The sequence below is a fragment of the Chryseobacterium sp. PvR013 genome, from assembly GCF_017833095.1.
In the GTDB taxonomy this organism is placed as follows: Bacteria; Bacteroidota; Bacteroidia; order Flavobacteriales; family Weeksellaceae; genus Chryseobacterium; species Chryseobacterium culicis_A.
The window spans coordinates 5,213,147-5,238,253 of record NZ_JAFIBT010000001.1 but is presented as its reverse complement, the minus strand read 5'-3'; the positions used below and the strand labels follow the sequence as shown (position 1 = coordinate 5,238,253).

Annotated in this window: 27 protein-coding genes and 1 riboswitch; of the genes, 12 read left to right on the top strand and 15 right to left on the bottom strand. The window is 35.9% G+C overall.

The window, feature by feature from the left end:
• Positions 1-60: 60 nt before the first annotated feature.
• The 5 genes from JOE44_RS23820 to JOE44_RS23800 form a co-directional block, all read right to left on the bottom strand.
• On the bottom strand, positions 61-285 hold the full coding sequence (locus JOE44_RS23820) for a microviridin/marinostatin family tricyclic proteinase inhibitor (protein WP_105681010.1): 225 nt from the start codon (positions 283-285) through the stop codon (positions 61-63).
• 53 nt (positions 286-338) lie between these two features.
• On the bottom strand, positions 339-575 hold the full coding sequence (locus JOE44_RS23815) for a microviridin/marinostatin family tricyclic proteinase inhibitor (protein ID WP_209788400.1): 237 nt from the start codon (positions 573-575) through the stop codon (positions 339-341).
• Between the two features lie 114 nt (positions 576-689).
• Positions 690-1,469 (bottom strand): alpha/beta fold hydrolase, encoded by a 780-nt coding sequence (locus JOE44_RS23810; protein WP_209788397.1) that lies wholly within the window; start codon positions 1,467-1,469, stop codon positions 690-692.
• A 140-nt stretch (positions 1,470-1,609) separates the two neighbouring features.
• Complete coding sequence (locus JOE44_RS23805) at positions 1,610-2,329, bottom strand: pyridoxine 5'-phosphate synthase (RefSeq protein WP_105681013.1); 720 nt, start codon at positions 2,327-2,329, stop codon at positions 1,610-1,612.
• A 176-nt stretch (positions 2,330-2,505) separates the two neighbouring features.
• Positions 2,506-3,774: a mechanosensitive ion channel domain-containing protein gene (locus JOE44_RS23800; protein WP_209788395.1), complete on the bottom strand. Its 1,269-nt coding sequence runs from the start codon at positions 3,772-3,774 to the stop codon at positions 2,506-2,508.
• A 257-nt stretch (positions 3,775-4,031) separates the two neighbouring features.
• On the opposite strand from JOE44_RS23800, the gene JOE44_RS23795 reads away from it, so the two are divergent.
• The 3 genes from JOE44_RS23795 (at position 4,032) to JOE44_RS23785 (ending at position 6,314) form a co-directional block, all read left to right on the top strand.
• Complete coding sequence (locus tag JOE44_RS23795) at positions 4,032-5,216, top strand: carboxypeptidase-like regulatory domain-containing protein (RefSeq protein ID WP_245169851.1); 1,185 nt, start codon at positions 4,032-4,034, stop codon at positions 5,214-5,216.
• Between the two features lie 80 nt (positions 5,217-5,296).
• A complete protein-coding gene (locus JOE44_RS23790) occupies positions 5,297-5,788 on the top strand; it encodes a DUF456 domain-containing protein (protein ID WP_105681015.1) in 492 nt (163 codons plus the stop codon).
• 16 nt (positions 5,789-5,804) lie between these two features.
• Positions 5,805-6,314: a hypothetical protein gene (locus JOE44_RS23785; RefSeq protein WP_209788393.1), complete on the top strand. Its 510-nt coding sequence runs from the start codon at positions 5,805-5,807 to the stop codon at positions 6,312-6,314.
• Here the strand turns inward: JOE44_RS23785 and JOE44_RS23780 are convergent.
• From JOE44_RS23780 to JOE44_RS23770, 3 genes are read right to left on the bottom strand one after another with little or no spacing between them, the layout of a single operon-like run.
• Positions 6,301-6,942 (bottom strand): uracil-DNA glycosylase, encoded by a 642-nt coding sequence (locus JOE44_RS23780; RefSeq protein WP_209788390.1) that lies wholly within the window; start codon positions 6,940-6,942, stop codon positions 6,301-6,303. The genes JOE44_RS23785 and JOE44_RS23780 overlap by 14 nt on opposite strands.
• Before the next feature lie 36 nt (positions 6,943-6,978).
• Positions 6,979-7,983, bottom strand: coding sequence for an acyltransferase (locus JOE44_RS23775; RefSeq protein WP_209788388.1), 1,005 nt, complete (start codon positions 7,981-7,983; stop codon positions 6,979-6,981).
• Between the two features lie 39 nt (positions 7,984-8,022).
• Positions 8,023-8,550 (bottom strand): GNAT family N-acetyltransferase, encoded by a 528-nt coding sequence (locus JOE44_RS23770; RefSeq protein WP_209788385.1) that lies wholly within the window; start codon positions 8,548-8,550, stop codon positions 8,023-8,025.
• Between the two features lie 152 nt (positions 8,551-8,702).
• On the opposite strand from JOE44_RS23770, the gene JOE44_RS23765 reads away from it, so the two are divergent.
• Positions 8,703-10,850 carry a DNA mismatch repair protein MutS gene (locus JOE44_RS23765; protein WP_105681020.1) on the top strand — a complete coding sequence of 716 codons (2,148 nt, stop codon included), beginning with the start codon at positions 8,703-8,705 and terminating at the stop codon, positions 10,848-10,850.
• Between the two features lie 67 nt (positions 10,851-10,917).
• On the opposite strand, the gene JOE44_RS23760 is transcribed toward JOE44_RS23765, so the two are convergent.
• Positions 10,918-12,006 carry a GEVED domain-containing protein gene (locus JOE44_RS23760; protein ID WP_209788382.1) on the bottom strand — a complete coding sequence of 363 codons (1,089 nt, stop codon included), beginning with the start codon at positions 12,004-12,006 and terminating at the stop codon, positions 10,918-10,920.
• 423 nt (positions 12,007-12,429) lie between these two features.
• On the opposite strand from JOE44_RS23760, the gene JOE44_RS23755 reads away from it, so the two are divergent.
• From JOE44_RS23755 to JOE44_RS23745, 3 genes are all read left to right on the top strand, one after another.
• Positions 12,430-13,092 carry an ATP-binding cassette domain-containing protein gene (locus JOE44_RS23755; RefSeq protein ID WP_209788378.1) on the top strand — a complete coding sequence of 221 codons (663 nt, stop codon included), beginning with the start codon at positions 12,430-12,432 and terminating at the stop codon, positions 13,090-13,092.
• A 30-nt stretch (positions 13,093-13,122) separates the two neighbouring features.
• On the top strand, positions 13,123-13,923 hold the full coding sequence (locus JOE44_RS23750) for a hypothetical protein (protein WP_209788375.1): 801 nt from the start codon (positions 13,123-13,125) through the stop codon (positions 13,921-13,923).
• A gap of 34 nt (positions 13,924-13,957) precedes the next feature.
• Positions 13,958-14,138: riboswitch (cobalamin riboswitch) on the top strand.
• A 114-nt stretch (positions 14,139-14,252) separates the two neighbouring features.
• Positions 14,253-14,636 (top strand): acyl-CoA thioesterase, encoded by a 384-nt coding sequence (locus tag JOE44_RS23745; RefSeq protein ID WP_002977578.1) that lies wholly within the window; start codon positions 14,253-14,255, stop codon positions 14,634-14,636.
• A gap of 52 nt (positions 14,637-14,688) precedes the next feature.
• Here JOE44_RS23745 and JOE44_RS23740 read toward each other — a convergent pair whose 3' ends face one another.
• Together JOE44_RS23740 and JOE44_RS23735 are read right to left on the bottom strand one after the other, a co-directional pair.
• Positions 14,689-15,279, bottom strand: coding sequence for an HD domain-containing protein (locus JOE44_RS23740; RefSeq protein WP_209788373.1), 591 nt, complete (start codon positions 15,277-15,279; stop codon positions 14,689-14,691).
• Positions 15,280-15,379: 100 nt separating this feature from the next.
• The gene (locus JOE44_RS23735; protein ID WP_209788372.1) at positions 15,380-15,982 is read right to left on the bottom strand and encodes a hypothetical protein; all 603 of its coding nucleotides are present in this window, start codon (positions 15,980-15,982) and stop codon (positions 15,380-15,382) included.
• Between the two features lie 561 nt (positions 15,983-16,543).
• Here JOE44_RS23735 and JOE44_RS23730 point away from each other — a divergent pair.
• From JOE44_RS23730 to JOE44_RS23710, 5 genes are all read left to right on the top strand, one after another.
• Positions 16,544-16,873, top strand: a complete 330-nt coding sequence (locus JOE44_RS23730; RefSeq protein ID WP_103234940.1) for a PadR family transcriptional regulator — start codon at positions 16,544-16,546, stop codon at positions 16,871-16,873.
• An 11-nt stretch (positions 16,874-16,884) separates the two neighbouring features.
• Positions 16,885-18,606 (top strand): PspC domain-containing protein, encoded by a 1,722-nt coding sequence (locus JOE44_RS23725; protein WP_209788369.1) that lies wholly within the window; start codon positions 16,885-16,887, stop codon positions 18,604-18,606.
• A 315-nt stretch (positions 18,607-18,921) separates the two neighbouring features.
• Complete coding sequence (locus JOE44_RS23720; RefSeq protein ID WP_209788367.1) at positions 18,922-19,509, top strand: 1-acyl-sn-glycerol-3-phosphate acyltransferase; 588 nt, start codon at positions 18,922-18,924, stop codon at positions 19,507-19,509.
• A 34-nt stretch (positions 19,510-19,543) separates the two neighbouring features.
• Positions 19,544-19,972, top strand: coding sequence for a hotdog fold thioesterase (locus JOE44_RS23715; RefSeq protein WP_209788365.1), 429 nt, complete (start codon positions 19,544-19,546; stop codon positions 19,970-19,972).
• A 158-nt stretch (positions 19,973-20,130) separates the two neighbouring features.
• Positions 20,131-21,099, top strand: coding sequence for a chorismate-binding protein (locus tag JOE44_RS23710; RefSeq protein ID WP_209788362.1), 969 nt, complete (start codon positions 20,131-20,133; stop codon positions 21,097-21,099).
• 602 nt (positions 21,100-21,701) lie between these two features.
• On the opposite strand, the gene JOE44_RS23705 is transcribed toward JOE44_RS23710, so the two are convergent.
• From JOE44_RS23705 to JOE44_RS23690, 4 genes are read right to left on the bottom strand one after another with little or no spacing between them, the layout of a single operon-like run.
• Entirely contained in the window at positions 21,702-21,902 is a 201-nt protein-coding gene (locus JOE44_RS23705) for a hypothetical protein (RefSeq protein WP_047434073.1), read from the bottom strand.
• 5 nt (positions 21,903-21,907) lie between these two features.
• Complete coding sequence (locus JOE44_RS23700) at positions 21,908-22,510, bottom strand: MarC family protein (protein WP_209788359.1); 603 nt, start codon at positions 22,508-22,510, stop codon at positions 21,908-21,910.
• Positions 22,511-22,554: 44 nt separating this feature from the next.
• Positions 22,555-24,270 carry a BatD family protein gene (locus JOE44_RS23695; protein ID WP_245169850.1) on the bottom strand — a complete coding sequence of 572 codons (1,716 nt, stop codon included), beginning with the start codon at positions 24,268-24,270 and terminating at the stop codon, positions 22,555-22,557.
• A gap of 23 nt (positions 24,271-24,293) precedes the next feature.
• Positions 24,294-25,037: a tetratricopeptide repeat protein gene (locus JOE44_RS23690; RefSeq protein ID WP_209788353.1), complete on the bottom strand. Its 744-nt coding sequence runs from the start codon at positions 25,035-25,037 to the stop codon at positions 24,294-24,296.
• Positions 25,038-25,107: the final 70 nt, after the last annotated feature.

Below are 25,107 nucleotides of genomic sequence, written 5' to 3'. Positions count from 1 at the left end.
AAAAAGGGAAACTTACTATTTAAGTTTCCCCTACTATTTTATTTAATGTTCTGTCTGATCTTACAGTGGAATAAAGATGGTATCATCATCACCGTCCGATGGATATTTCAGCGTGTGCATCATATCATCTTTTGGAGAAGTTACTGTATCTATGGCAGGTTTTGTGATCAAATCCCTTTCAGCAAGGGTTACGTCAGTTCCTCCTTTTACCGTTTCAGGGTCTTTCACCTGCTTTTCTAAGAATGATGCGAAAAATGGCTTCTTCTTTGAGTTTTGGTTTTTCATAATGTTTTAGTTTTGGTTTGATATATAATTAGCTTAAGCTGTATGTATATTTTTTATACTTCTAAAACATCATCATCTCCGTCAGATGGATATTTCATTGTTACATTGTCATTATCAGGCTTGGTAACATTATCCTTAAGAGGAGTCGTGATCTGATCTTGTAGGGATGTAGTAATTTGGTCTACAAGTACGGAAGTAATACCTCCTCCTTTTACTGTTTCAGGATCTTTAACCTGTTTTTCTAAGAATGACGCAAAAAACGGCTTCTTTTTTGAATTTTTGTTTTCCATAAGTTAATATTTTTATTGTTTTGAAAATCCAAAGTACAAAAAATTCAAATCATGGAGAAACAATATTGCGTTTTAATAAAATTTTAACACAATATCAAAAATCAAAGTATAAAATTAATTTAAACCAAGAAACTCCTTAACAACATTTGCAAAATCAACGGGATTTTCGGCCTGCACCCAATGTCCTGCATTTTGTACGGTTACTATTTTAGCTTTAGGAAATTGCTGCTTGATACCAAATTCGTCCTGTGGCAGGATATAATTAGATTTTGCTCCTGCAATAAACAATGTATCTCCTTCAAAAACACCGAATTTAATGGCGTTGGATACAAATTCATTATATTTTTCAGATAATGTTTTAAGATTGAATCTCCAGCCCAGTTTTTTATTGTCATCCCAATACAGGTTTTTCGTTAAAAACTGCACGGTAGATCTTTCCGGAATATACTGGTTCAGAACGGCTTCCACTTCATTTCTTGAGGATACGGTATCAAAGTCAACCGTTTCCAGTGCTTTGATAATTCCCTGATGATGTGGCGGATATGCTTTAGGCGAAATATCGACAACGATAAGTTTTTCAACACGTTCAGGATATTTTATGGCAAACTGCATTACTGCTTTTCCCCCCAGTGAATGTCCCAGAACATGAGCTTTCTGAATTCCGTAATGATCCATATAGCGTGCAATATCGTCTGCCAGATCATCATGGGACATACTTTCTGAATGAAAGCTTCGTCCATGGTTTCTAAGATCGATCAGGTGCACAGGAAGATATTCTCCCAGATCCTTTCCGAAACTTCCCCAGTTGTCAAGCATTCCGAATAATCCGTGAAATACAAGAAGCGGCGTATTGGTTACATTTTCGCCGAATATTTTTGAGTTTAAAATTTCCATTTTTATAGAAGTTAGAAATTAGAAGTTAGAGGTTAGAGGTTAGAAGTTAGAAGTTAGAAGTTAGAAGTTAGATAATATAAGAGATCAGAAACAAAGTTGTACTAACTTCTAGTATCTAGCTTCTAACTTCTCTTAATTAATTACCATTTTGCCAGTCTCTTCAAATAAGCCTGTACTGTATTTTCCAATCCCATATAAAGTGCTTCAGAAACCAAAGCATGCCCGATAGATACTTCCAGCAGATTGGGAATAGTATCTGAAAAGTACTTCAGATTTTCTAAACTCAGATCATGTCCGGCATTGATTCCCAATCCTAATTTGCTGGCTTCAACAGCGGTATCGTAATAAGGTTTTATGGCCTGTTCTTTATTGATAAGATAATTTTTTGCGTAAGCTTCGGTATACAGTTCAATTCTGTCTGCTCCTGTTTTAGCTGCATATTCTACCAGTTCCGGTAAAGGGTCAAGGAAAACAGAAGTACGGATTCCTGCTTTTTTAAATTCAGCAATGATCTCTGTAAGGTAATCAAGATGTTTTTTGGTATCCCAACCTGCATTGGATGTAATAGCATCATCAGCATCCGGTACCAGAGTCACCTGTTCAGGCTTCACTTCCAATACCATGTCAATAAAATCCTGATGAGGGTTTCCTTCAATATTAAACTCAGTCGTAACCAATGGCTTCAGATCATAGACATCTTTTCTTGTGATATGTCTTTCATCAGGTCTTGGATGGATGGTAATCCCCTGTCCTCCGAATTCCTGAATTTTTACAGCAGCTTCTGTAACACTTGGGGTTTCACCTCCTCTTGCATTTCTTAACGTCGCAATTTTATTAATGTTTACGCTTAGTTTTGTCATTTTTTATTTTAGATGTTAGATATGAGAAGTTAGAAGTCAGAAGCCTGAAGCTGGAAGTAAACCAGACTTTGTACTTCTATTTGTCTTTCTAAATTCATTATCATTTAAAAGTTTAATTAAAATATGTTTTAAAGTGGATAAAACTTCCAGCTTCCTTCTTCTGTCTTCCAGCTTTTCTACACTTTCACGCTTACCTGCATCACCTGAAGTTCAAATTCTTTTGAAGCCACCAATAAATGGTCAAAAATATCGGCCTGAATCTGCTCAAAACGCTCCCATTTGGAATCATTGGCAAAACAATATATTTCAAGAGGCAGCCCTTGTGGCGTAATCTCCAGCTGGCGAACCATTCGGGTTCCGTTTTTATCAACATCCGGATCATTTTCAATATATTTCTGGGCGTAATATCTGAAAACACCGATATTGGTAAGCTGCCTTCCATTCACGATTTTATCTTTATGTTCAAGGCTTTCTTTTTCTTTTTTAATCTCTGAGGCTCTTTCTTCCAGATAATCTGAAATCAGGTTAATCTCCTTTAAACGCTCCACATCTTCGTCCGTTAGAAATTTAAAAGAATTGATGTTAAAGTAGATTGATTTTTTTATTCTTCGGGTATTGGATTCAGACATCACCTGCATATTCTTGATCTCTGTGGTCATCAGATCATAAGTAGGAATGGTAGAAACGGTTTTATCAAAATTGGTGATTTTGGTAGTCAAAAGATTAATTTCCGTAATATTTCCTTCAATACTGTATTTGGGAATACTTACCCAGTCTCCAACTTTCAGGTTTTTAGAAGTCGCTACGTGAAGCCCTGTTACAAATCCTAAGATTGTATCTCTGAAAACCAATACCAGCACCGCTGTAATGGCCCCAAGACTTCCTACAATAGTGGTTCCTTTGATGCCAAAAATCACACAGAGCCCGACTACTGTAAAGATGAAAAGTCCTAAAATTTTCACAGTTTCAGAAATAGCATTAAGTGCCATAATCTTATAGAAATCCTGTTTGATGCTGAAATAATTTCTGAAAGCAGTCAATGATCTGTACAGCATTCCTGCCAGCATTAGTACCAATCCCAGATTAATACATCGTATAATAAAAATGGTTGTTTTTGGCAATGCATTTTCAGGAAATATGGATCCCTGTATACCGGCAACAGCAATCAAAGCTGCAAAATGTGCTACGGAGTTGGTGATTTTAGCCTGATAAATAGATTTTAAGATGGGAAACTTCTGTTCATTATGAAATAACCTGAAGACAGAATTAATGATGAATTTAAAAATAAAATCAGTAATAAAAAACAGGACAAGAAGTAAGCTCAATTTTACAATAATATGGAAAACCCAGTCCAGCCCGGAAGGTGATATCTGGGTAATATAAATGTAAAGCTGTTCGCTCAGCTCTTGTATAAAGTTTTTAGTTTCTTGTAACTGGTCATTCATTACAGCAAATTTATGAAATTAAGAATCATCATTTTACTATTCATAATCAATTTTCATCCCAAAAAGTAGTAAACGAAAAATATTGCGGATCAATTTTCAAAACATCAAATCTTCCACAACCCTTAATTATAAATGAAAAATCAACTACAAATAATCAATTTTAGTAAAAAATATTAAAATAAATTACAATTTTAATGTTTTAATATTAAAAAATTATTAAATTTGGTTAAAACTAAACCCATCAAAATCAATTAAATATGAAACAAAATTACTTGTTCATCATGCTATGCAGCCTTGTGTTGTTAGTAAACTGTAAAGGCGGCGATGACCCAATCAATCCCGAAGATTCCAAAACAATACCTACCGGAACAATAGAAGGTAAAGTATTTGCTAAAAACGGAACAAAACCTATTGGCGGGGCTATTGTATTCACTATTGACAGTAAAAATCAGGTGTACCATACCTATTCCAATGCTGACGGAACATTCAGCCTAACGGCACCTGAAGGAAACTCTACCCTTCACATTCAGACAGGGAATGGTTTAAATTTCAGAACAGAAGTTCCTGTTACCGTTAAAAAAAATGAAACAACCAGTGTGGCCGACAAAGATTCAAAACTGAATCAGATTGCAAAAATAGCTTATGTAGAAGGCAGTTATGACGAGATAGAAAGTATAATTACAAGTCTTGGTTATACAGCAACAGAAATTAGCTATCAGGATTTAAAAAATTTCAACACCATTTCTCAGTACGATATTATTTTTCTGAACTGCGGTTCCCGTAACTTCAATTATTCAGGCACCAACACACCGAGTAACGACCTTTCTATTTACAGTAATCTCTCTACTTTTATCACGAATGGCGGAAGCATTTATACTTCAGACTGGGCTGCTGCCTATCTGGTAGGTGGAGATAAAAATGCTCCGTACTGTGGTGTTTATGGAGGTTTTCTGGATCTTACAAAGATATGCTTTAATACCAATGGTAATAGTGCAATGTATAACAACTGCAGCGTTTCCAATGCTGCTATGGCTTCAGCAATAGGATTTAGCACATTAGATATTCAGTATGATCAGCCTTTATGGCAAAAAATCCAGCATTATGATCCGTCGTTCTGGGAAGTATTGGTACAGAAAGATAATGAGCCATTGATGATAAGAACCAATAAGTACGTCGATACAACAGCTCCTAAAACACCTGTGGGGACATCGTTAAACAATAACCAGATGACCATCTGCCACCATACCGCAAATGGTAACAATATTACCATTACCATTAATCAGAATGCATGGAACGCTCACCAGGCGCATGGTGATTATGTAGGATCATGCTCAGCCACTACCAGCAGCGGAAATATCTACTATACCACATTCCATAACCACGCCAGTGGAAATATCGGTAAATCAGGACCGATTCTGGAATACGTAATCTTAAATTTGTAATAAAATTTTATAACTCAGTTCTCAAAGTGGTCTTTTATAAGGCCACTTTTTTTATATTGCATGTATATTTTTTAAAAAGAATGGATACAACGATTATTAATATTTTCTGCCTTATTCTGTTATTTATCGGGATACTGGGAACATTTCTTCCGGTATTACCCGGGCTTTTGCTGAGTATCTGCGGACTTCTGATCTATAAATTCGGGACAGATGCAGACCTTCCGATGATCTATATCTGGGCATTCGGAATTCTCACCGCAGCTTCAGTAGTATTAAGCTATGTGATTCCGGCAAAAACCAATAGAAAATATGGAGGTACACGTTGGGGAAGTATCGGTTCTGTAATAGGAACCATTGTGGGGATATTTCTTCCGATTCCCTTAGGTTTTCTGATAGGAATGTTTGCAGGGGTATTTATTGGTGAATTACTTCACGACAGCAAGGATATGAATAAAGCTTTACAGTCAACCAAAGGAGCACTGATTGGATTCATTTATGGAACCGGATTCAGTTTTGTGGTAGGAGTGGCAATGTTTTTGGTAGTATTACTTAATATGTTCAACGTCATTTAATTAAATATAAGAAACTATGTTCCATAAAATTGTCATACTCAGCCTGGGAATATTTGCATTAACAGGATGCGATGCCCAAAAGAAAGCCAAGACTAACCCAAAAGCTACTGAAATGCCTGCAGGTACAAAAACAACAAGCACTAACAATCAGAAAGATGGTGTTATATATCTGAGTGAAGGAGAAAATAAGTTTTTAAGGGAATACCAGATGAATGTTACATTCAAAGGGGTTTCTGAGGACAGCCGTTGCCCTGAAGGAGCTAATTGTATCTGGGCCGGAGTTGCTCTTGCTCAGGTAGAAGTAATGGGAACTTCTACCCGACCAATGATTCTGAACCTTGCCAGTGCGGATTATCCGGGAAGAAATTATTACCAATCAACAGAATTCAACGGATATACCATTACATTGCAAGATGTTGCTCCATCCCCAAAATCACAGGATGGTACAAAAGCATTAGCCGGAAAATATAAAATCGGAATTACGATAAAAAAAACAGACCCATCTGCTAATCCTACCAGGAAATAGGCTTCTTCCCCTTGGAAATAAGATACTCATTAATTTTTGAGAAAGGCTTACTTCCAAAAAAACCTCTGTACACAGAAAAAGGTGAAGGGTGTGCCGATTTAATAATAAAATGTTTAGCCGGATCTATGAGTTCGGCTTTTTTTTGTGCAAAAGCGCCCCATAAAACAAATACCACATTTTCTTTTTTCTCTGAAATTTCCTTAATAATGAAGTTGGTGAATTTTTCCCAACCAAGATCTTTATGAGAATTGGGTGTATGGGCACGAACCGTTAACGTAGCATTTAACAATAAAACGCCCTGTTTTCCCCAGTCATCAAGCTCTTTAGAGGTTCTTACCACTCCCAGATCATCTTTTAACTCAATAAAAATATTCTTAAGTGACGGTGGTGCTGCCACCTGCTCAGATACAGAAAAACATAATCCGTTCGCCTGATAATCATTATGGTAAGGATCCTGACCAATAATCACAACTTCCACATCATCAAAAGCCGTAAGCTCCAATGCTCTGAAAATCTGATTTTTTGGTGGAAAAACTTTGGTTGTTGCATATTCATTCTTCACTTTCTCCCAAAGGGTGGTAAAGTATTCCGTACTTTTTATCGGGGCTAAAATTTCTGTCCAGGTCATAGTGCAAAAATAATAATATTAAAATAAGAGCCTCAGTTATACCTTAAATATCTTCACTTTTCTTTCTATCAGCATATATGAAAAATAGGACAGCAACAATGAAAGGGATATTAATAACAGGTTATTAAGATGATAAGAATGTACAATAACGAAATCCTGTTTCTTCACCATATAATGGATAATATATAGTGAGTAAGAGATATTTCCTAAAAAATAAACAACTTTGGTTTCTAAAAAAGTCTTCAGGTAATTGGGCTTCCCTTCATACAGATATTTGATCATAAATGCTGATAATAAAGGAATAAATAACAGCCCTTTTTCCACAAACAACATGGATATGAACAATATGAGAATGATATAAATAATCAGGTTTTGTTTCTTCATTTTAAATGCTGGTAAAAGGGCAACTCCGATCCCAAGAAAATAGGAAGAAATTGTTCTCAGAAGAGAAACCAGCCCATAAGGAAGATCAAGATATCTTGGTGATTCTCCTATCTCCAGAGGAATTTCAGAACCAATATACAAATGGCCGGGAAGATAAGGAAGTACAAACCTCAACGCCAAACTGGCAATAATTAAAATTTCACTGCGCACTTTATAATGCAGAACAAACCATAACATAAAAGGGAATAGTAAGTAACAAACCCATTCTGTACTTAGCGACCAATAGACTACATTCAGCAGATAATCAGGATCAAAAAAACATTGTAATAATGCAGCATTAATCAGAAATCCTGCTATAGAAGTCTTCACCAAAAACAATGCAATAAAAATAACCGATACAATGTATACAGGATAAATTCTATTGATTCTTTTTTTATAAAAAACCTCTATTGTTTTATAATTCAGATTTTTAAGCTTCCCGGAATAAGAAACCGTAAGCAAAAAAGCACTTAATACAAAAAAAATATCAACTGCTACATACCCCTTTCCTACTACATCCTGAATGAATTCATTCCTGAAAAAACTAAAATGAAAAAACGCTACCCATAATGCAACAATCCCTCTAAGTCCCGTTAAAGATTTTATTTCATTTTTCATATGTAATTTCAATCGGCGATAAAGATAGAGAAAAACCTATTAGATTTCATAGGAACCGCCAGAGACTCTTTCTAGGCGAAAAATAATATGATCCGGAAAACCTTCATCCTGCTTCCCTTCATCCAAAATAAAATGATGTTTTAAAAGAAGCCCTTTCGAATTTTCATTGAACTTATGGGTAATTGCCAGAATTTCCTCTACCTTCAATTCATTAAATCCAAAATCTAAAACAGCTTTCAAAGCTTCAGACATAATGCCCTGCCTGTGATATTCGGGTAACAGTTCATAACCAACTTCTGCTGTTTTCCGGTCTTCAGAAAAATTCCAAAGGCAGATCGTTCCGATAAGATTCGGCTGATCTTTTAAAGAAATTCCCAAATAGACAGTTTGGTTGTTGCGAGTTCTTTCTTTAATGGTTAAAATAAACTGAAGGGCATCATAATTATTTTTGGGTGAGTTTCTTAGGACGAACTGATTGATCACTTCATTGCTTCGAATCCGTAAAATATCCTCAACGTGGCTTTCGTTGATATCTCTCAATAATAATCTTTGGGTTTCCAGTTTCACATTTCAAATGTAATAAAAGAATATCATCTTATTTTTAACATTCCCATCTTTTTCAGAAAAAAGTAACATCATAAATTTCAAATTCAAAGGTAATTTATTCTGTAAATCTCTCAGATATACGGAATAATCAAAATTCTCACTAAATTTGCATTGTGTATATAGATAAAGAAGATTTAGACGAATTAGAGTTTCCGCAATTGCTCGCGGAAATCTCCCCATTTGCGTATTCTCCGAAAACAAGAGAAAAAATTCTTCAACTTCGTCCAATGGAAATAGACGAGGCAGAACTTTCATTAAAAAAAACTTCGGAATATCTTTCGAGTTTTGAAAGTTCAAATGCGATTCCGTTTGATGAATATGAAGATATCGAAAGTGAGCTGAAATTGATGCTGATTGAGAATTACCGTCTTGAAAATGCTGCTTTCATCAAAATTAAAACCATCACGGAACAGATCGGAAAACTGCAGAAATTTTTCCCTACCATGCCGGAAACCTTCCCTACTTTATTAGAAGAAGTTTCTGTACTGGAATTCAGAAAAGAGATCATTGAGAAGGTAGATAAGGTTTTTAACCGTTTTGGTGAGGTAAAAAATGAAGCTTCTCCAGCTTTGAAAGGCATAAGAACTGAAATTCAGCTTGCTAAAAAAGCGATTCAGGAAAATTTCAACCGTGCTCTTACCACGTATGGACAGAGTGACTTTTTGGATGATATTCGGGAAACAATTATTGATGACCAAAGGGTTCTGGCAGTAAAATCAGGATTCAAAAAAAGGGTTGCCGGAAGAACGTTAGGAATTTCCAAGACAGGTTCCATTACTTACATTCAGCCGGATAGTGTTGTGAAGCACTATTTCAAACTCCGTGAAAATGAAGAGGAAGAGAAAAAAGAAATTGACAAAGTTCTCCGTAAACTGACTGCAGAACTGGCAGAATTTCAACCTCAGCTGTGGAGATATCAGATTTATATTTTTGACCTTGACCTTATTAGAGCCAAAGCAAAGTTTGGTGAATTGATCAACGGAGTTCTTCCGAAAATCAACCATCATAAAACGCTGAGATTAAGAGAGGCTTATCATCCTCTGTTATGGCTTAGAAATAAAGTAGAGAACAAAATAATTCATCCCCAGAGCCTTACCTTAACAGATCACAACAGGATTATCTGTATTTCCGGTCCGAATGCCGGAGGAAAATCAATTACTCTGAAAACGGTAGGACTATTGCAGCTGATGATTCAGAGTGGTATTCTGGTTCCGGTTCACCCGAAGTCTGAAATGTTTTTCTTTGAGAAAATCATGACGGATATTGGAGACAACCAGTCCATTGAAAACCATTTATCAACCTACTCATCAAGATTGAAGAAAATGTCCGGAATCATCCGTGAGGCTGATGCCAATACTCTTTTATTGATTGATGAATTCGGTACGGGTTCTGATCCTGAGCTTGGAGGTGCGCTGGCAGAAAGTTTCATGGAGTTTTTCTATGACAAAAAGAGTTTTGCCATTATTACAACTCACTATACCAATATTAAACTGGTAATAGAACAGCTTCCCAATGCCCAGAATGCAGCCATGCTCTTCAATGAAGAAACATTGGAACCGATGTATAAACTGGAAGTAGGACAGGCAGGAAGTTCATTTACGTTTGAAGTTGCAGAAAAGAATAAGATTCCAAGATTCATTATCCATTCTGCCAAGAAAAAGGTAGAGCATGATATTGTCAATCTCGATAAAACGATTGTAAAACTGCAGCAGGAAAAGTTTGAGGTTGAAAAACTGAAATCTGATCTTGCAGAAAGAAAAGAATCTGTAGAAGATAAACGTGACAACCTTCAGAAACTGAATGATCAGCTTCAGCAGAAGCTTTTCAATTTCCAGAAGCTGTATGAAGAGGAACATCGTAAGCTTCAGTTCGGGAATAAGATTGAAACATTCATTGACAGCTATACTAAGGGAAAATCCAGAAAAGATGTTGTAAAAGATTTTGTGAAGCTTCTTGAACAGGAGAAATTCAGAAAACTGGGGAATGACAAAGATGAATCAAAACGTCTGCAGGTGGTTAAGAGAAAAATTACCCAACAGCTGAAAAAAGAAGACGTTATTGAAAAAATTGCAGAAACCAATGAAAGACTGGAGGAACAGCGTAAAACCGACCGTGCAGTGTGGATGAAAATCGGGCAGCGTGTTCGTATTACGGGAAGCACCAGTGTAGGAACCATTGAAAAAATTTCACGCAATAAAGTGATTGTCAATTACGGAACTTTCAAAACAACAATTAATGCGGATGAACTTGAGAGAATTTAATTCATCTGAAATTAATGTAATGCAAATAGTAAGAGAGAGCACCTTCTGGTGCTCTCTTTTTTGATCTTTATTTCTTAATGAATTTTAATCGGATTGTATTGTCTTTATCTTTCAGCTGGATAAAATAAATTCCTTTGGGCAAATTACTAAGGTTTACTTTATGGTCAGAAACTTTTCCTTCTCCCGTTTTCTGTCCCACAGCATTATAAATTTCATAATCAGTTACGTCTGAAATTCCTGAGATATTTAAAACATCGGATGCAGGGTTAGGATAAATTTCAGGTTTTGCAGATTTCCTTGATTCTTCAACTCCAAGGGTGAGATTGAGTAAATCTACTCCATAATCTTCAACTTCTCCATAGGTAAATGTACTACAGCCATCTGCTGGCATTGTTTGACTGGAAACAATCCTCATGGTTACACCACACAATGTCACTGCTGCCAAACTTGGAATTGTAAAAACAGACACTGCCGGAGCAGCCTGAGTGATATTATTCGCCACCATAACTCTTTCGCTGGATTCAAAAATTCCGTTGGCATTAAGATCAATCCATGCCGTTACAGTGGTTGTCCCCGGAGTTCCCGTCCACGTATTGGTCACTGAAAGTGTATTTCCTGTACTTCCTATAAAAAACTTGACCTTACGGCTTACATCACTTCTGTAATCTGTATAATTGGAAGGCCCGGAATTGCTGACCATTGGAGTGGTAATTCCGGCAGAATTTACGGTCACATTGGAAATATGCATCAGGCTGGTATCTGTAGATGCACTTGCACAATAATTAAGCGTTGTTGTAAAAAATACAGGATTAGACCATGTTCCCTGTACAGTACACAATTTTACCACCTGCACTTCATAAGTTGTACAAGGCTGCAGATTAGTAATAGTATAGGAATTTTGCCCAGCTACAGGAGTAGCCACCATCCAGATAGTGGATCCAGGTATTCTATATCTGATAAAATTATTCGGAGTATTGGGATCAGCAGTCCAGGTAATAGTTCCTGAGGTAAGAGTTGTAGCAGACACCTGCACGCCAGTAGGAGCATTGGTATCACAGTAAAATAAGGGTTGGAATTCTTCTTCTACTTTGTTGTTTGCCTGAAAGCTGGAAACTCCCAAAATAAAAGAGAATACATACAGTAGTTTTTTTGTCATGTTTATTAGTTTTAAAATTCCCTTGAAAAATAAGAGATTTTTTGGAATATCTCCCAAACGACCCTATATTATTATGCTTTTTTTTATACTTTTGAAATTAATGCTGTAAAAAATACACTCTCATAGATATTCCATTTTTATTTTTACCATGAACAAAAGTTTTTCTATTCTCTGGATTTTTTATAAAAAAATAATGTTTCCAACTTTGGGATTTTCTTTATTGATTTCTTTTTTATCATCATTCAGTATTAAAAATTTTGGACTGAATTTCCTTTTAATCCTTCCCGTTCTTCACTATTTCATTTATGAATTAAGGTTTAAAAACGAATATTACTTTTATGCCAATGTAGGGTTTTCAAGAATTTCTCTTTGGGCAGGAACGATATTATCGGGGATTATTGTAAAAATTATAACATTGTTTTTATGAGCAAACTGCATGTTGATAGTCTGACAAAGTCCTTCAATGAAAGGAAAATTTTGCAGGATGTTTATATAGGATGCGAAACCGGACAGATTACAGGGCTGCTGGGCAGAAATGGAAGTGGAAAATCAACTTTATTAAAAATTATTTTCGGGGTTATCAGCGGTGATACCCAGTTTATAAAATGTGATAACAAGGTTTTAAAAAGTACTTCAGACAGAAAAAACAGAATCTCCTATTTACCCCAAGACCTTTTCTTGCCTAAATATGAAACCGTTAAAAACCTGATTCCTCTCTTTTGTAATAAAGAAAACACCAATTTGCTGTTTGCCCTGGAATTCATACAACCCCTTCTCCATGAAAAGATTAAAAATCTTTCTAAAGGCGAACAGAGAATTATTGAAACCCTGATGATCATTTACTCTGAAACAGATTTTGTTTTACTGGACGAACCATTCCACAGCCTTTCTCCAAAAGTTTGTGAAGAATTAAAGAAAATCATTCTTCAGCAGTCAAAGTATAAAGGTTTTATTATTTCTGATCACAATTACCAGGATGTTCTGGATATTTCAGACCATATATATCTGCTTTCTGACGGCCATCTAAAACAAATACAAGATTTTAAAGAACTGCAGCGGTATAATTATCTCCCGAAAAGTATTTAATTTATATATTTGGGGATCAAAAAAAATTTCATGATGACTTTTATAAATAAAGCATTCTATTTATCCGCATTCAGTATTTTATCTATAGTTTTTGTAAAAGGGCAGACAAAAGTTCCTTTTGGAGTGGTAAAAGCTGAAGAAGGATATGCCAACGTACGCGTACATAAAGATGACTACCGAAAAATTGTAGACAAGATCCGTATGCGTAAAGGAGATGTTTTTGTTTATGTAAAACCGGCTCCGGGAGAAACAGAGTGGATCTGGATCAAATATCCGGAGAAACAGGATGATGACAAGCCTTTTGTACGTTATGAAACTCTTGATAAAGAAGGAATGGTGAATAAAGGACGTATTGCCTATGTAGATCAGCTTCCCGCCTATACTCCTTCTAAATCTAAAAACGGAAGATCAATTATTTTCACAGACAATTCCGATCCTAAAATCCCTACCGCACAAAGAAGCAAAGTAGTGATTGATGTCTATCCTTCCAATGCAGGATACCGTAAAAAGGAAAAAGATGCTGAAGGAAAAATTCTTACCATTGATAAAGTAAAACCATGGGGAATAGGAAATGATCTTCCTGAAGGAATGACTGAAATCAAATCCATCAGAGTACAACAGCCCGGAAGAGGTTCTGTTTTTGTAAGAGAAGCCATCAAAAATATGTTCCAGCCTACCATGGATTTTGAGAACATTGGAGTAACTTCCCTTGACAACGATAATATTTTCCTTTATATGATCAATGGTTCAGGAGAAAACAGATATACAACTCTTTGGACAATCAAAAAAGGAAGAGTAATCAGCCAGATTATTTATCATAATCCGGAATAAATTCATTATTTTTGCACCCGAAAAAGTTTTACGCTTATTCATCATAGAAATTGGTTCTGCATCACTGCAGATTAAAAGGGAACCGTGTGAAAATCACGGACTGTCGCGCAACTGTAAGTAACTGAAATCTTTATCAAAGATCCACTGTGCGAGGCATGGGAAGGAGATAAAAGATGTTACAAGTCAGGAGACCTGCCTTTTTCTTAAACAAGTAACTTTCGCGATTTGAAGTTGTATTGATCTGATGAATTGTTTCAGGAATTTCCGAATTTCCTGTTATTATTCTGTTGTTTGATATTATTTCATTTCGCTTTAATTAATAATGAAATATGACTACAGAAGAAAGAATTGAAGCCTCCGAAACCAGAATTTTTAAAGCGGTTTTCCCAAACACAACCAATCATTATGATACCCTTTTTGGTGGTACGGCTATGCAGCTGATGGACGAAGTAGCTTTTATTACCGCTACCCGTTTTGCCAGAAAAAGAGTGGTAACGGTAAGCAGCGACAAAATAGATTTCAAAAAACCGATTCCTGCCGGAACGATTGTTGAACTGATCGGGAAAGTTTCATACGTGGGGAAAACCAGTATGAAAGTGAACGTTGAAATTTACACAGAGCAGATGTATTCGTATGAAAGAGAGAAAGCCATCGTAGGTGATTTTACTTTTGTAGCGATTGACGAATTCAAGAAACCAATCCAGATACTATAAATAAAGAATCGGGCGGCCAGAGGCCGCCCGATTCTTTTTATTTTCATTAAGGTTATTTCAACACTTTTTCTGTTTCCAGACTTCTGTTCAGTAAAAGTTCAAAAGCCTCTCCCATTTCATCCGATGCTCTACTGATGGCATTTTCAAGCATATTCCGGATTTGTTTTTCGGTAACTCCGGCTTCCGTCCAGCTTTTTCCTGTGGTATGGGAATTTAAAATAAACGGCATGATTCTGTCGATTCCACAGGCAAAAATAGCATCAGGTGTTTTCTCATCTTCAAATTCCAGCCATAGATTAAAGAATTCTGAACGCAAAGGTTCATCCAGAATTCCAAAGATCTTTTGAGCAGATGCTTTCTCTCTTTCAAACTTACCTACCATTGCTTTTTCATCAAAAATAAAAGTATCTCCGGCTTCTATCTCCACCAGATCATGAATGGAAAGCATTCTTATCACTCTCAATAGATCAATATCCGCACGGTTTTTAGCATACGGATAAAGGATCTGAGCCAGAATAATAATCTGCCAGGAATGTTCCGCCGTATTCTCTCTTCGGGAATCGTCTGCATTATAATTTCTTCGCTGTACATTTTTAAGCGCATCTACAGCCAGGATAAAATCTATCTCTTTCTGAATTTTCATCTTACTTCTTATTTCTGTTATATTGATCTGAAGGATATACCTTTATTTTGGTAATCCATTTATTATTAAGCTTTTCTTTAGTGGTTACTTTCACGCGCCCTTAAACGGTCATATCTTCCTCTTTTTCAAAGACCTTATCAAGTCCCTTATTCGGAATTACAGCATATTCTGTCGTAAAAAGATCACAGCATCCTGATTTCCCAAAAGTAATAAGGCGTTTACGTTTAGCATCAACCTCGAAAATATCAAAGGAATTGGAAGCAAGCTCCGTAAGCTCCTTACTCTTCACAAAAGCCATTCTTGTACTGTTGAATACGTATACATCATAAGAGGCAGAACTGTAATTTCCCATATTCCCATTCCTTACTGCTATATCCTCTGTTCCATCAAAATTAAAATCATCAATGATCACAGGGCTTTGTTCATTCTTTAACGGAAGCATTTTTCCCGGTATTAGCTTTTCGCCCTGATTCAGATTCAGCACAAGATGATCAGATATAAAAGTCTGTACCTTTGTATTTTTATGATTGTACAATTCTACAGTTCCTTTTCCGCTGCATTGTCCATCATAGCAATTCTCCACCTGGATGATTGCATCATAACTCTTCGATGCATTTTTAACTTCAAACTGATACTGTCCAAAACAGGCAGGTCCTAGTAAAACAAAAGTCGGTAAATGCTTATACTTATTGAATAAATTCATGGTAATAGTAAATGATTTAGGTGTTTTTTTCCTAACAAAAATACGAATCTTAAGGCCGATCTCAAAATTCAGAAGTCATTATCTCCCCGAGTTTGAAACAACTAAATCCTTTGAAATAGAAGTTTATTTATTTCTGAGAAGCTGTTTCCCGCTATCCGTTCATACTCCTCGCTTCTCTACGATGCCTTTGCTGCTGCGGGGTAACCACTGCTATCGGGGCTATGATATGAGTAATGAGTGATAAATGATAAGTGATAAGTGATAAGTGATAAGTGATAAGTGATAAAAGATCATTTTTTCTCTCCAATTTTCAAAATTCTATTTAAAAATTTAAATATTTTCAGACATTTTCTTGTAAAATTCGTTTTACTCAAAATTGACGACAAAAATTATTATATTGATTTTCAATACTTTAAATGATTTATTTTAAAAATTACACTACTTTGTATTGCATAATACCATTTTATTTACATATCTTTGTAATGTAAAATCGAAATAGGTACAACTAGCTAGGTTCCGAACTTCGAAAATTATATAACTAATTAACAAAACTTATCAAAGATGAATACCGAAAATACCAAAGCGCAAATGCGAAAAGGAATTCTGGAATTCTGTATTCTAAGTCTCATCAATAACCGCGAAATGTATGTTTCCGATCTTATTGACGAACTGAAAAAAGGAAAACTGGATGTAGTGGAAGGAACCCTCTACCCTCTTCTTACAAGACTTAAAAACGGAGAGTTTCTCTCTTACAGATGGGAAGAATCTACAGGAGGACCACCCAGAAAATATTATCAGATCACAGAAAAAGGAAAACTTTTCCTGGATGAACTTCAAAATACATGGAATGAGCTGACAGCCTCAGTAAACCAAATCACCCAACAAAATTAAAAAACAAAGCTATGAACAAGACACTCTCAATAGGACTCGCAGGTTTTTCTTTTACCATAGAAGAACACGCATATATAAAGCTCAGCGATTACCTGAATGCACTGAGAAGCTCACTTGAAGCTTCAGAAGCAGATGAGGTAATGCATGACATAGAAATAAGAATGGTGGAGATTTTCAAAGATTCTTTAGGAAAACGTGAAGTGATTAACGATACCGATGTAGAAAAGGTAATCGCACAAATCGGAAGCCCTGAAAAAATCGAAGAACAGGAAGAGGCTTATTTTTCTGAAAAAACATCTACCAGAAAAAATAATTCAGGAACCGGTTATACAGATAAAAAACAACTGTTCCGTGATCCGGAAAAACAAAAAGTAGCAGGGGTTTGTGCAGGTTTAGCTCAATATGTAGGAATGGATATTACTACCATGAGAGCAATCTGGCTGGGAATCTTCGTATTAGGAATTTTTACCGCAGCAATTTCCTCTTCATTAATAGGTCTTTTATATGTAATCCTTTGGATCGTACTTCCAAAAGCTGAAACCGCAGCAGATTTCCTGAAAATGCAGGGAAAGCCTATGAACTTCGACAATCTTAAGAATGAGTCTAATAAATTGGTACAATTTGCCAATGAATCTACTCAGAGGGTCGGAGAAATCTATACAGAAAACAAACCTTATATCAACAATGCAAGCAGCGGAATCTGGAATGTATTCAAGTATATCGTAGGAGGATTCTTTGTATTAATGGCTGTAGGAAGTATTATTGGAGTATTTGTATTATTCGGACTTTTCGGAATGGATACAGATTTCCCCGGAGCTAATGAAATCAGATTCTACATGGATGACCAGGGACTTGATAAAGTACTGGCTGCGATGATGGTGATCGGAAGCTTAATTCCGGCAATCCTTTTCAGCTTATTAAGCATCAAGATCTTCTCTCCGAAAACAAAACTGAGAAATATCGGATGGGTTGTAGGTGGTTTATTCCTTCTTTTGATCGGACTTGGAACTTATTTCGGAATCAGCATGGCTAAAAAAGACATGATTTACAAAGGAAACAAGGAAGATGTAGAAAACGTAGCCATCAACACTACTTCAGATACAGTGTATGTAGATGTAAAACAAATCAACATTCCTCAGAACTTTAAAGCCTATAACAATGATATTTATTCTGATAAAAGATCTGTTTACGAAGAAGACTATGTGTCTGTAGATGTAACAAGAAAACCAGATATCAAAACACCATATCTGATCATTAAAAAAGAAGGAAAAGGCTATAATTTCCCAATCCAGCTGACTGTTCCTGTAGAAGTGGTAAACAATAAAGTTCTTCTTCCAAACTATATAAAGTATCCTTATGAGCACAGATTCAGAGATTACAGACTGGATTATGAACTTGTAGTTCCGCAAAAAACAGTGGTTATATCCATGAAAAAAGACCATATTAACATGTATGGAGATTTAGACGGAGACGGTATCAATGATGAAGATCAGGACCAGGATGAAGACAACAACAATGTAAGAATTGAAAAAAATAAAATCACAGTAAACGGTTCCAGTATTGAGTACAACTCTGATGATAAGGACAGTATCATCGTAAATGGAAAAAAGGTTCCGAACAACCAGGCAAAGAAAGTTATTGATTCTGCAGTATCCAATATCAAAAAATCAAATAAAGATATGGACATCAAAATCAAAGACGGAAAAAACGAAATTTCCATACAAACTAAATAATTAACTTCAGAGAGTGGTAGAAGGTGTGAGTGGATGGCAACCGTTTGAAATTCACACCCTTCTTCTCTCAGAAAAGTGAAAATAAAACGCTATTTAGTTTCTTATGTGAAAAAAAAGGTTTAATTTCGTAAAGCTAAAATTTAATAACCAATCAACCAAAAACACAGCTTCATCATGATACAATTTGCAATGGAATTCGTAATGAAAATCGTAGATTTAATTAGCGGTTTGTTTTAAGAGCAATAATATTTCAATATATTTGTAAAGTATAACCAAAGTTTGGTTATACTTTTTTGTTTTTAATTCAAGAAATCTATGAAAAAGCTGTTAGGCAAAGCAATGTTAAAAGTATTAGGTTGGAAAGTCGTTCTACAGGGCGATGTCAACAATCTCAACAGGTGTATCCTTGTGGTAGCACCACATACTCATAATATGGAATACATTTTAGGAAATTTCGCCTATTGGTCTTTGGAAAAACCTCTGAAAATTATCATTAAAGATGGACACACCAAGGCCTGGTATGGAAGTATCGTAAAAGGACTTGGAGGTATTGGTATAGACAGAAGCCAGAAAAACGATCTTGTAAACTTCGTAGCCAACCAGTTTTCCAAAGAAGATTTCAGCCTTGTTATCACTCCGGAAGGAACCAGAAGCTGGGTTCCGAAATGGAGAAAAGGATTCTATCATATGGCCTTGGCTGCAAAAGTTCCTATTGTGCTGGCAGCAGGTGATTTTAAAAGAAACATTGTTTACCTGGGCTATACAATCCCTTACGAAAGGATAGCATCAGTACCTTTTTCAGAAATTATGCAGGAAATTCAGGACTATTACGTGAAAAACGATATCGTTCCTAAAGTTCCGGAAAACTGGAATCCCAATATTATGGGAACCGAACAGAGTTAGAGGCAAGAGGCAAAATTAATTATCAATTATAAAAATGAAAGGTCAGACAAAAGAAGAAATATTAGCATTCATCAATAACTGGGGAGATGTAACTCTTGCCAAGACACTTGAAATAAAATTCATCGATATTGATCTCGAAAATGAAACCCTTACCGCAACAATGCCTGTTCTTCCAAGAACCCACCAGCCGTTTGGAATCATGCATGGAGGGGCGAGCTGTGTTTTAGCTGAGACTTTGGGTTCAAGCCTGTCTAATATTTTTATCGATGGCGAAAAATATTACGGAGTGGGAACCAATATCAATTCTAACCATTTAAGAAGCAAAAAAGAGGGTATTGTAACGGCTACAGCACGTTTTATCAGAAAAGGCAAAACAATGCATGTTTCTGAAATTGAAATCCGTGATGAAAAGGGTGTTTTGATCAACCATACAACCATGACAAATAATATTATTCACAGATAAGTTGTAACAGCATATAAAAAATAAAGAGCTTAAAATAAATTTAAGTTCTTTTTATTTTGACATCTTTGAGACTAATAATACCTTTGCAGAAAGGAAAATCAACCTGGGAATTTCCTGTATTATTTCCCGCTGATGATTTTCAAAATCCTTCATAACTCATGATTTATTTCAAACTTCCTTTCGATGAAAGACTTCTGTCTGCTGATGAAAAAAACTCAAAGAATGCAGTCAGCTTTTTTTCCTATAATGGCTTAGATCAAATTAGCTTCAGCGGAGATATTTTTGAAATTAATTCTGTAGAATTTTCCCATACTTCAATTACAAATGAAGACCTAACCAATGATTCTACAAATTCTCCTGCCAAAACTAAAGAAGAATACTGCAAAACACTACAGGAAGTGATTGAGGTGATTAAAGATCATAATCTTCCAAAGCTTGTTTACTCCAGAAGAAAGATCTTTACAGACTTTACACTCATCAATTATAAAGAGAGCTTTAAAAATCTATGTGAATCCTATCCCAATGCTTTCAGGTACTTGTTTAATGACGGACAAAATGCCTGGATGGGTGCTTTCTCTGAAGTATTAGGAAAGTTTAATAAAAGGACTCACGAGTTTGAAACCATGGCTCTTGCCGGAACTCTTCCTGTATCTGAGGAATGGTCTGAAAAAGAAATTGAAGAACAGAAGCCGGTTACGACTTACATTCAGGATATCCTTAAAAACTATTCAGACACGGTACAACAATCGGAAACCTATGACCATATTTCCGGTAATATCAAACATTTACGAACCGATTTTAAAACCAGCATAAAACCTGAAGATCTGGACAGCATTATTCAGGATCTGCACCCTACTCCCGCTGTCTGTGGGATTCCAAAAGATTTTTGCAACGAAAATATCCGTAAATACGAAAAATTTCCCCGCGAATTCTATGCCGGTTATATAAAAGTTGAAACAGAAGATAGTATTTTATACTTTGTCAATCTGCGCTGTGCCAGACTTTATAAAGATGCTGTACATGTTTTTGTAGGAGGAGGAATAACAGCTCAAAGTGACCCGGAAAAGGAATGGAGAGAAACAGAACTGAAGTCTGAAGCCATATTGAAAAACCTGGTTATTTCTTAAAAGATTTTTTTTTATATGTGAGAATTTCCCAACACATTTCACAGATTTTCAGAAGTGTTTACGCTCATTTTTCTTTGCTCAGTGGCAACGCCTTTGCGAACCGGTTTTTAAAGCCATTTATCATCTTTCTGCAAGCTTTGCTCAATAATGTAGGTTTTGGCTAAAGCCTATTGAATTTTATACTCTATTTAAACGGGCTAAAGCCCGTTCCTACTGAATTAATCAGATCAATTATTTATGTAATATATGGATTGATGCTGTTAGACTTACACAAATAGTTGTATCTATTTTCTTTGCTCAGTGGCAAAGCTTTTGCGAACGATTTTAAAGCTATGAATAAAACCTTTGTGAGCTTTGCGTTGTATTCATAAGTTTTGGCTAAAACCAATTGATCTCTTATCTTTTTTTGAACGGGCTAAAGCCCGCTCGTATTGAATAGGAAAAGTAGATATGTATATTGATAGCAAATCTATTCCCTAATTCCTATTCCCTGCTACCTAACACCTCTTACCTAACACCTCTTACCTAACACCTCTTACCTAACAAAAAACAAAAACCTCCTTCAAAAAGAAAGAGGCTATATCTATAATGAAATATTCAATTTATTTCTTTACACCGATTCTGCTCCAAGTATCCATAACAAAAAGCAGGATAAGGCCTATTGCTGCAGCTCCGGCTGAGAATGCGAACCTAATGTTATCTTCATCTCCTAGAATATCAGTTGCCTGCCAGTTGATAGCATAAAGATTGATGGTGATGAATACAATAAACAGTACTAAAAATACTTTATAAAACTTCTTCATGACTCTTAAAAATTAATATAATTCTGCACCAGTTGAGCAAAATTTGCGGTGAATAATTTAATTGAAATTGCCAAAAGGATAATTCCGAAAACTTTCTGAAGGATCATCAAAGTAGCATCCCCAATTTTCTTCTCCAGCCATTTCGCTGATTTCAGCACCAAATATACGAAAATTGTATTAAGAATAATTCCGCAAATAATATTAATATCATGAAATTCAGCTCTAAGAGACAGGGCAGTTGTTAAGGTTCCAGCTCCGGCAACCAGTGGAAATGCGATGGGTACAATAGATGCAGCCTTTGCCTCGGTGGTTTTATTGATTTCAATTCCCAAAATCATTTCCAGGGCTATGACAAAAATCACAAAAGCTCCGGCAATGGCGAAGGAATTTACATCAACACCAATAAGTTTAAGGATCTTATTTCCTACGAACAGGAAAACAATCATAATAGCTCCCGCAGTAACGGCTGCCTTTCCAGCTTCAATCTGTCCAAACTTCTGCTGAAGGCTTACTATAATAGGAACTGAGCCGATGATATCGATAACGGCAAAAAGAACCATAAAGCTGGTAACGATCTCTTTAAAAGAGAAACCATCAAAAATTTCCATCTCTTTGTAATTAATAATTTCGCAAAAATATGAAAATAAACTGATTATTTGCTAATTTGTGAATATAAATTAACAATTGTTTTCAAAAGTTCTTCAAGAGCTTCAGCAGATTTCACAGGATGGTATTTTTCAATCTGAACTTTCTGCTGCAGTTTGCTGTATTCTTCTGCAACTGAAGAACCTTTGTGCTTTTCAAGAAAAGTCTTAAACTCGGAAGCAGAGCCTTGGAAATACTGACTTCTTACTTCTTCATCCAATTCTTCCAGCGTTACAAAGAACTTTTCATACTCACCATTATCTTTAAGGTTTTCCAGATATCCGAAATAATCATTCACATCCGTTTTCATCAATTCTCTGATCTCTTTTTCTGTTTCAGCCACTGAACCTAAAGGTTTTGACGGTACAGTTTCCCTAACTAATGTACGTTTTTTTTGCCAATTTTTAAATAGCATATACGCCACAAATAAGCTTATCAGAATAGCAATATTGATGAGAAGAATATTCCAGTGGAATTTACTTTTTTCTTTTACTTTAAATGAAGTTGTTTTTAACACCGGAGTATTTACGGTCTCCAGAAGGTTATTGGTGTATTCATTTACCTTTTCTACAGTAGAACGGGCCTCCATAATCTGATCGTGAGAGAAGGCATTCAGATCCAAGGTCTTCTGTCCAAGATCTACATATTCTTTACTGGCAGGATCAAAGAAAGCGAATTGTTCTGTTTTAATGGAAATGGCACCTGATTTTTTAGGGATAATCACATAATTAGCCAGAATCTCCCCTTTCATTCCTGCAGTTCCCGGAGCAACGTTAGAGATAATCTTCGGAGCAAAAATTTCATAATCCGGAGAAGCGGCAATTTTAGGAAGTTCCATATCCGACAAGTTACCTTCTCCTGAAACTTTTACTACCACATTCAGAGGCTTTTTAGCTTCCGGTTTTTCTTTGGAAGCGTTATATACGTTGACATTAAAGTTTCCAACAGCGTTTTTAAAGCATTCAGGAGCTCCCTCAGGAAGTTTTCTTACGTTAATTTTTACTTTATTGGAAACAATTTTAGTTTTATTGGAATAAGTACTTACAGAAGCCGATACTCCGGGAACTTCCACATAGCCTGCTTCATTCGGAAATACCATAAACATGGCCAGTACCTGTGAAGGCATGTTTGCATATCCGGACGGATCAATCTCAGACTTATCAAAATTGATAGGATGCACATTGATATTATCCTGCTGCGGAAGATGGATATTTTTCACCTTTCTCAGGTTATCCATATTTCTAGAATACACTCTCAGAACAGCTACTGTGGGCTGATCCTGATACACATCCCTGTCCTCAATCTCCATGTTCAGAAAAACATCATTGGAGGTATTGGCAGCCAGTGATCTTTTGTCAACAATATCGCGGATGCTGACATCAAAAGGTTCTGTTTTGTAAATTCTGTTGTTTACGGTAACCAGAACAGATCCGATTTTTATTTTCCCTTTTTTCTTAGGCTCAAGGGCAATTCTGGAAACTTTTTGGGTAATTAAAGTATTGGTAGCTGGATCAATAACAGTATTGGTAACGGATCCGCTTCCTATGATATTAAATTTTGAAAGATCCGGAAGCTGAAAACCTGTCTGCTGTACGAGATCACTTCCGTTAAGTTCAAGAACAATGGTCAGATTGATAATATCCTTACCGGCATATTCAGATTTATCTGCATCCATAGAAAGATTTACCTGTCCGTAAGTAATTACGGATGCTAGAGTAAGCAATATGTAAATCAATTTTTGCTGCATCACCAATCTTTCTCGTTGCTTTCAGGCATCGAATAAGAATTTTTGTTTAAAATTCTTCTGGCGGTTTCTTTTTCTTTTTCGTTGATTTTATCTAAGATCGCATTTTCAAGATTCTTTGGCATTCTGCCTTCATTATTTTGATTCTGCTTAGGATTGTCACCCTGGTCACTTTTACCTTCGTTTTGTGGGCCGTTACCCTGATCCTGTTTTTTGTCTTTATCGCCTTTCTGATCATCACCTTTGTTCTGATCATCTCCGCCGCCGCCTTTTCCTGAATTATTTTGTTCTTTTTTTTGCTGTTGTTTTTCTTTCTCTTTCAGTTTGGCAATCTCATAGTTCTTTCTGGTTACCTCACTGTAAGGATCCTGTTTCAGGGCTTTTTTATAATAATCAGCAGCTTTTTCCGGCTGGTTCATCTGCATATAAGCATTCCCTAAATTATGAAGGGCTGCAGCCTTATCAGGAAGTGTTTGTGAAAGTTTTTCCGCTTTTTCAAATTCGGCCTTTGCATCTTCGTATTTTTTACTTTTATACAATGCATTCCCCATATTATAGTGAGCGGTAAAATCTTTATCATTGGATTTCATCGCTTCCATGTATTTTGAGGAGGCTCCGTCATAATCTTTACCGTCAAATTTCTGATTGCCTTCATACACTAAATTCTTATAGCTTTCCTGCCCAAACAGGAAGCCTGAGAACGAGATAGCAACAATAAACGATAAAAATATGATTTTAGTATTCATCACTTGCAAAATTATTCCTTTATATGTTAAGAAACAGAGTTTTATTTGTTAAAATTCGGTTAAAGTACTT

What these genes read in the sequence shown, in the direction of transcription:
- JOE44_RS23705 (WP_047434073.1), bottom strand. Translation starts at nt 21,902, where the DNA reads ATGAAGAAGTTTTATAAAGTATTTTTAGTACTGTTTATTGTATTCATC.
- JOE44_RS23815 (WP_209788400.1), bottom strand. Translation starts at nt 575, where the DNA reads ATGGAAAACAAAAATTCAAAAAAGAAGCCGTTTTTTGCGTCATTCTTA.
- JOE44_RS23715 (WP_209788365.1), top strand. Translation starts at nt 19,544, where the DNA reads ATGAAAGGTCAGACAAAAGAAGAAATATTAGCATTCATCAATAACTGG.
- JOE44_RS23750 (WP_209788375.1), top strand. Translation starts at nt 13,123, where the DNA reads ATGATGACTTTTATAAATAAAGCATTCTATTTATCCGCATTCAGTATT.
- JOE44_RS23805 (WP_105681013.1), bottom strand. Translation starts at nt 2,329, where the DNA reads ATGACAAAACTAAGCGTAAACATTAATAAAATTGCGACGTTAAGAAAT.
- JOE44_RS23790 (WP_105681015.1), top strand. Translation starts at nt 5,297, where the DNA reads ATGGATACAACGATTATTAATATTTTCTGCCTTATTCTGTTATTTATC.
- JOE44_RS23740 (WP_209788373.1), bottom strand. Translation starts at nt 15,279, where the DNA reads ATGAAAATTCAGAAAGAGATAGATTTTATCCTGGCTGTAGATGCGCTT.
- JOE44_RS23755 (WP_209788378.1), top strand. Translation starts at nt 12,430, where the DNA reads ATGAGCAAACTGCATGTTGATAGTCTGACAAAGTCCTTCAATGAAAGG.
- JOE44_RS23745 (WP_002977578.1), top strand. Translation starts at nt 14,253, where the DNA reads ATGACTACAGAAGAAAGAATTGAAGCCTCCGAAACCAGAATTTTTAAA.
- JOE44_RS23795 (WP_245169851.1), top strand. Translation starts at nt 4,032, where the DNA reads ATGAAACAAAATTACTTGTTCATCATGCTATGCAGCCTTGTGTTGTTA.
- JOE44_RS23725 (WP_209788369.1), top strand. Translation starts at nt 16,885, where the DNA reads ATGAACAAGACACTCTCAATAGGACTCGCAGGTTTTTCTTTTACCATA.
- JOE44_RS23800 (WP_209788395.1), bottom strand. Translation starts at nt 3,774, where the DNA reads ATGAATGACCAGTTACAAGAAACTAAAAACTTTATACAAGAGCTGAGC.
- JOE44_RS23730 (WP_103234940.1), top strand. Translation starts at nt 16,544, where the DNA reads ATGAATACCGAAAATACCAAAGCGCAAATGCGAAAAGGAATTCTGGAA.
- JOE44_RS23820 (WP_105681010.1), bottom strand. Translation starts at nt 285, where the DNA reads ATGAAAAACCAAAACTCAAAGAAGAAGCCATTTTTCGCATCATTCTTA.
- JOE44_RS23780 (WP_209788390.1), bottom strand. Translation starts at nt 6,942, where the DNA reads ATGACCTGGACAGAAATTTTAGCCCCGATAAAAAGTACGGAATACTTT.
- JOE44_RS23785 (WP_209788393.1), top strand. Translation starts at nt 5,805, where the DNA reads ATGTTCCATAAAATTGTCATACTCAGCCTGGGAATATTTGCATTAACA.
- JOE44_RS23700 (WP_209788359.1), bottom strand. Translation starts at nt 22,510, where the DNA reads ATGGAAATTTTTGATGGTTTCTCTTTTAAAGAGATCGTTACCAGCTTT.
- JOE44_RS23690 (WP_209788353.1), bottom strand. Translation starts at nt 25,037, where the DNA reads ATGAATACTAAAATCATATTTTTATCGTTTATTGTTGCTATCTCGTTC.
- JOE44_RS23735 (WP_209788372.1), bottom strand. Translation starts at nt 15,982, where the DNA reads ATGAATTTATTCAATAAGTATAAGCATTTACCGACTTTTGTTTTACTA.
- JOE44_RS23775 (WP_209788388.1), bottom strand. Translation starts at nt 7,983, where the DNA reads ATGAAAAATGAAATAAAATCTTTAACGGGACTTAGAGGGATTGTTGCA.
- JOE44_RS23760 (WP_209788382.1), bottom strand. Translation starts at nt 12,006, where the DNA reads ATGACAAAAAAACTACTGTATGTATTCTCTTTTATTTTGGGAGTTTCC.
- JOE44_RS23720 (WP_209788367.1), top strand. Translation starts at nt 18,922, where the DNA reads ATGAAAAAGCTGTTAGGCAAAGCAATGTTAAAAGTATTAGGTTGGAAA.
- JOE44_RS23810 (WP_209788397.1), bottom strand. Translation starts at nt 1,469, where the DNA reads ATGGAAATTTTAAACTCAAAAATATTCGGCGAAAATGTAACCAATACG.
- JOE44_RS23710 (WP_209788362.1), top strand. Translation starts at nt 20,131, where the DNA reads ATGATTTATTTCAAACTTCCTTTCGATGAAAGACTTCTGTCTGCTGAT.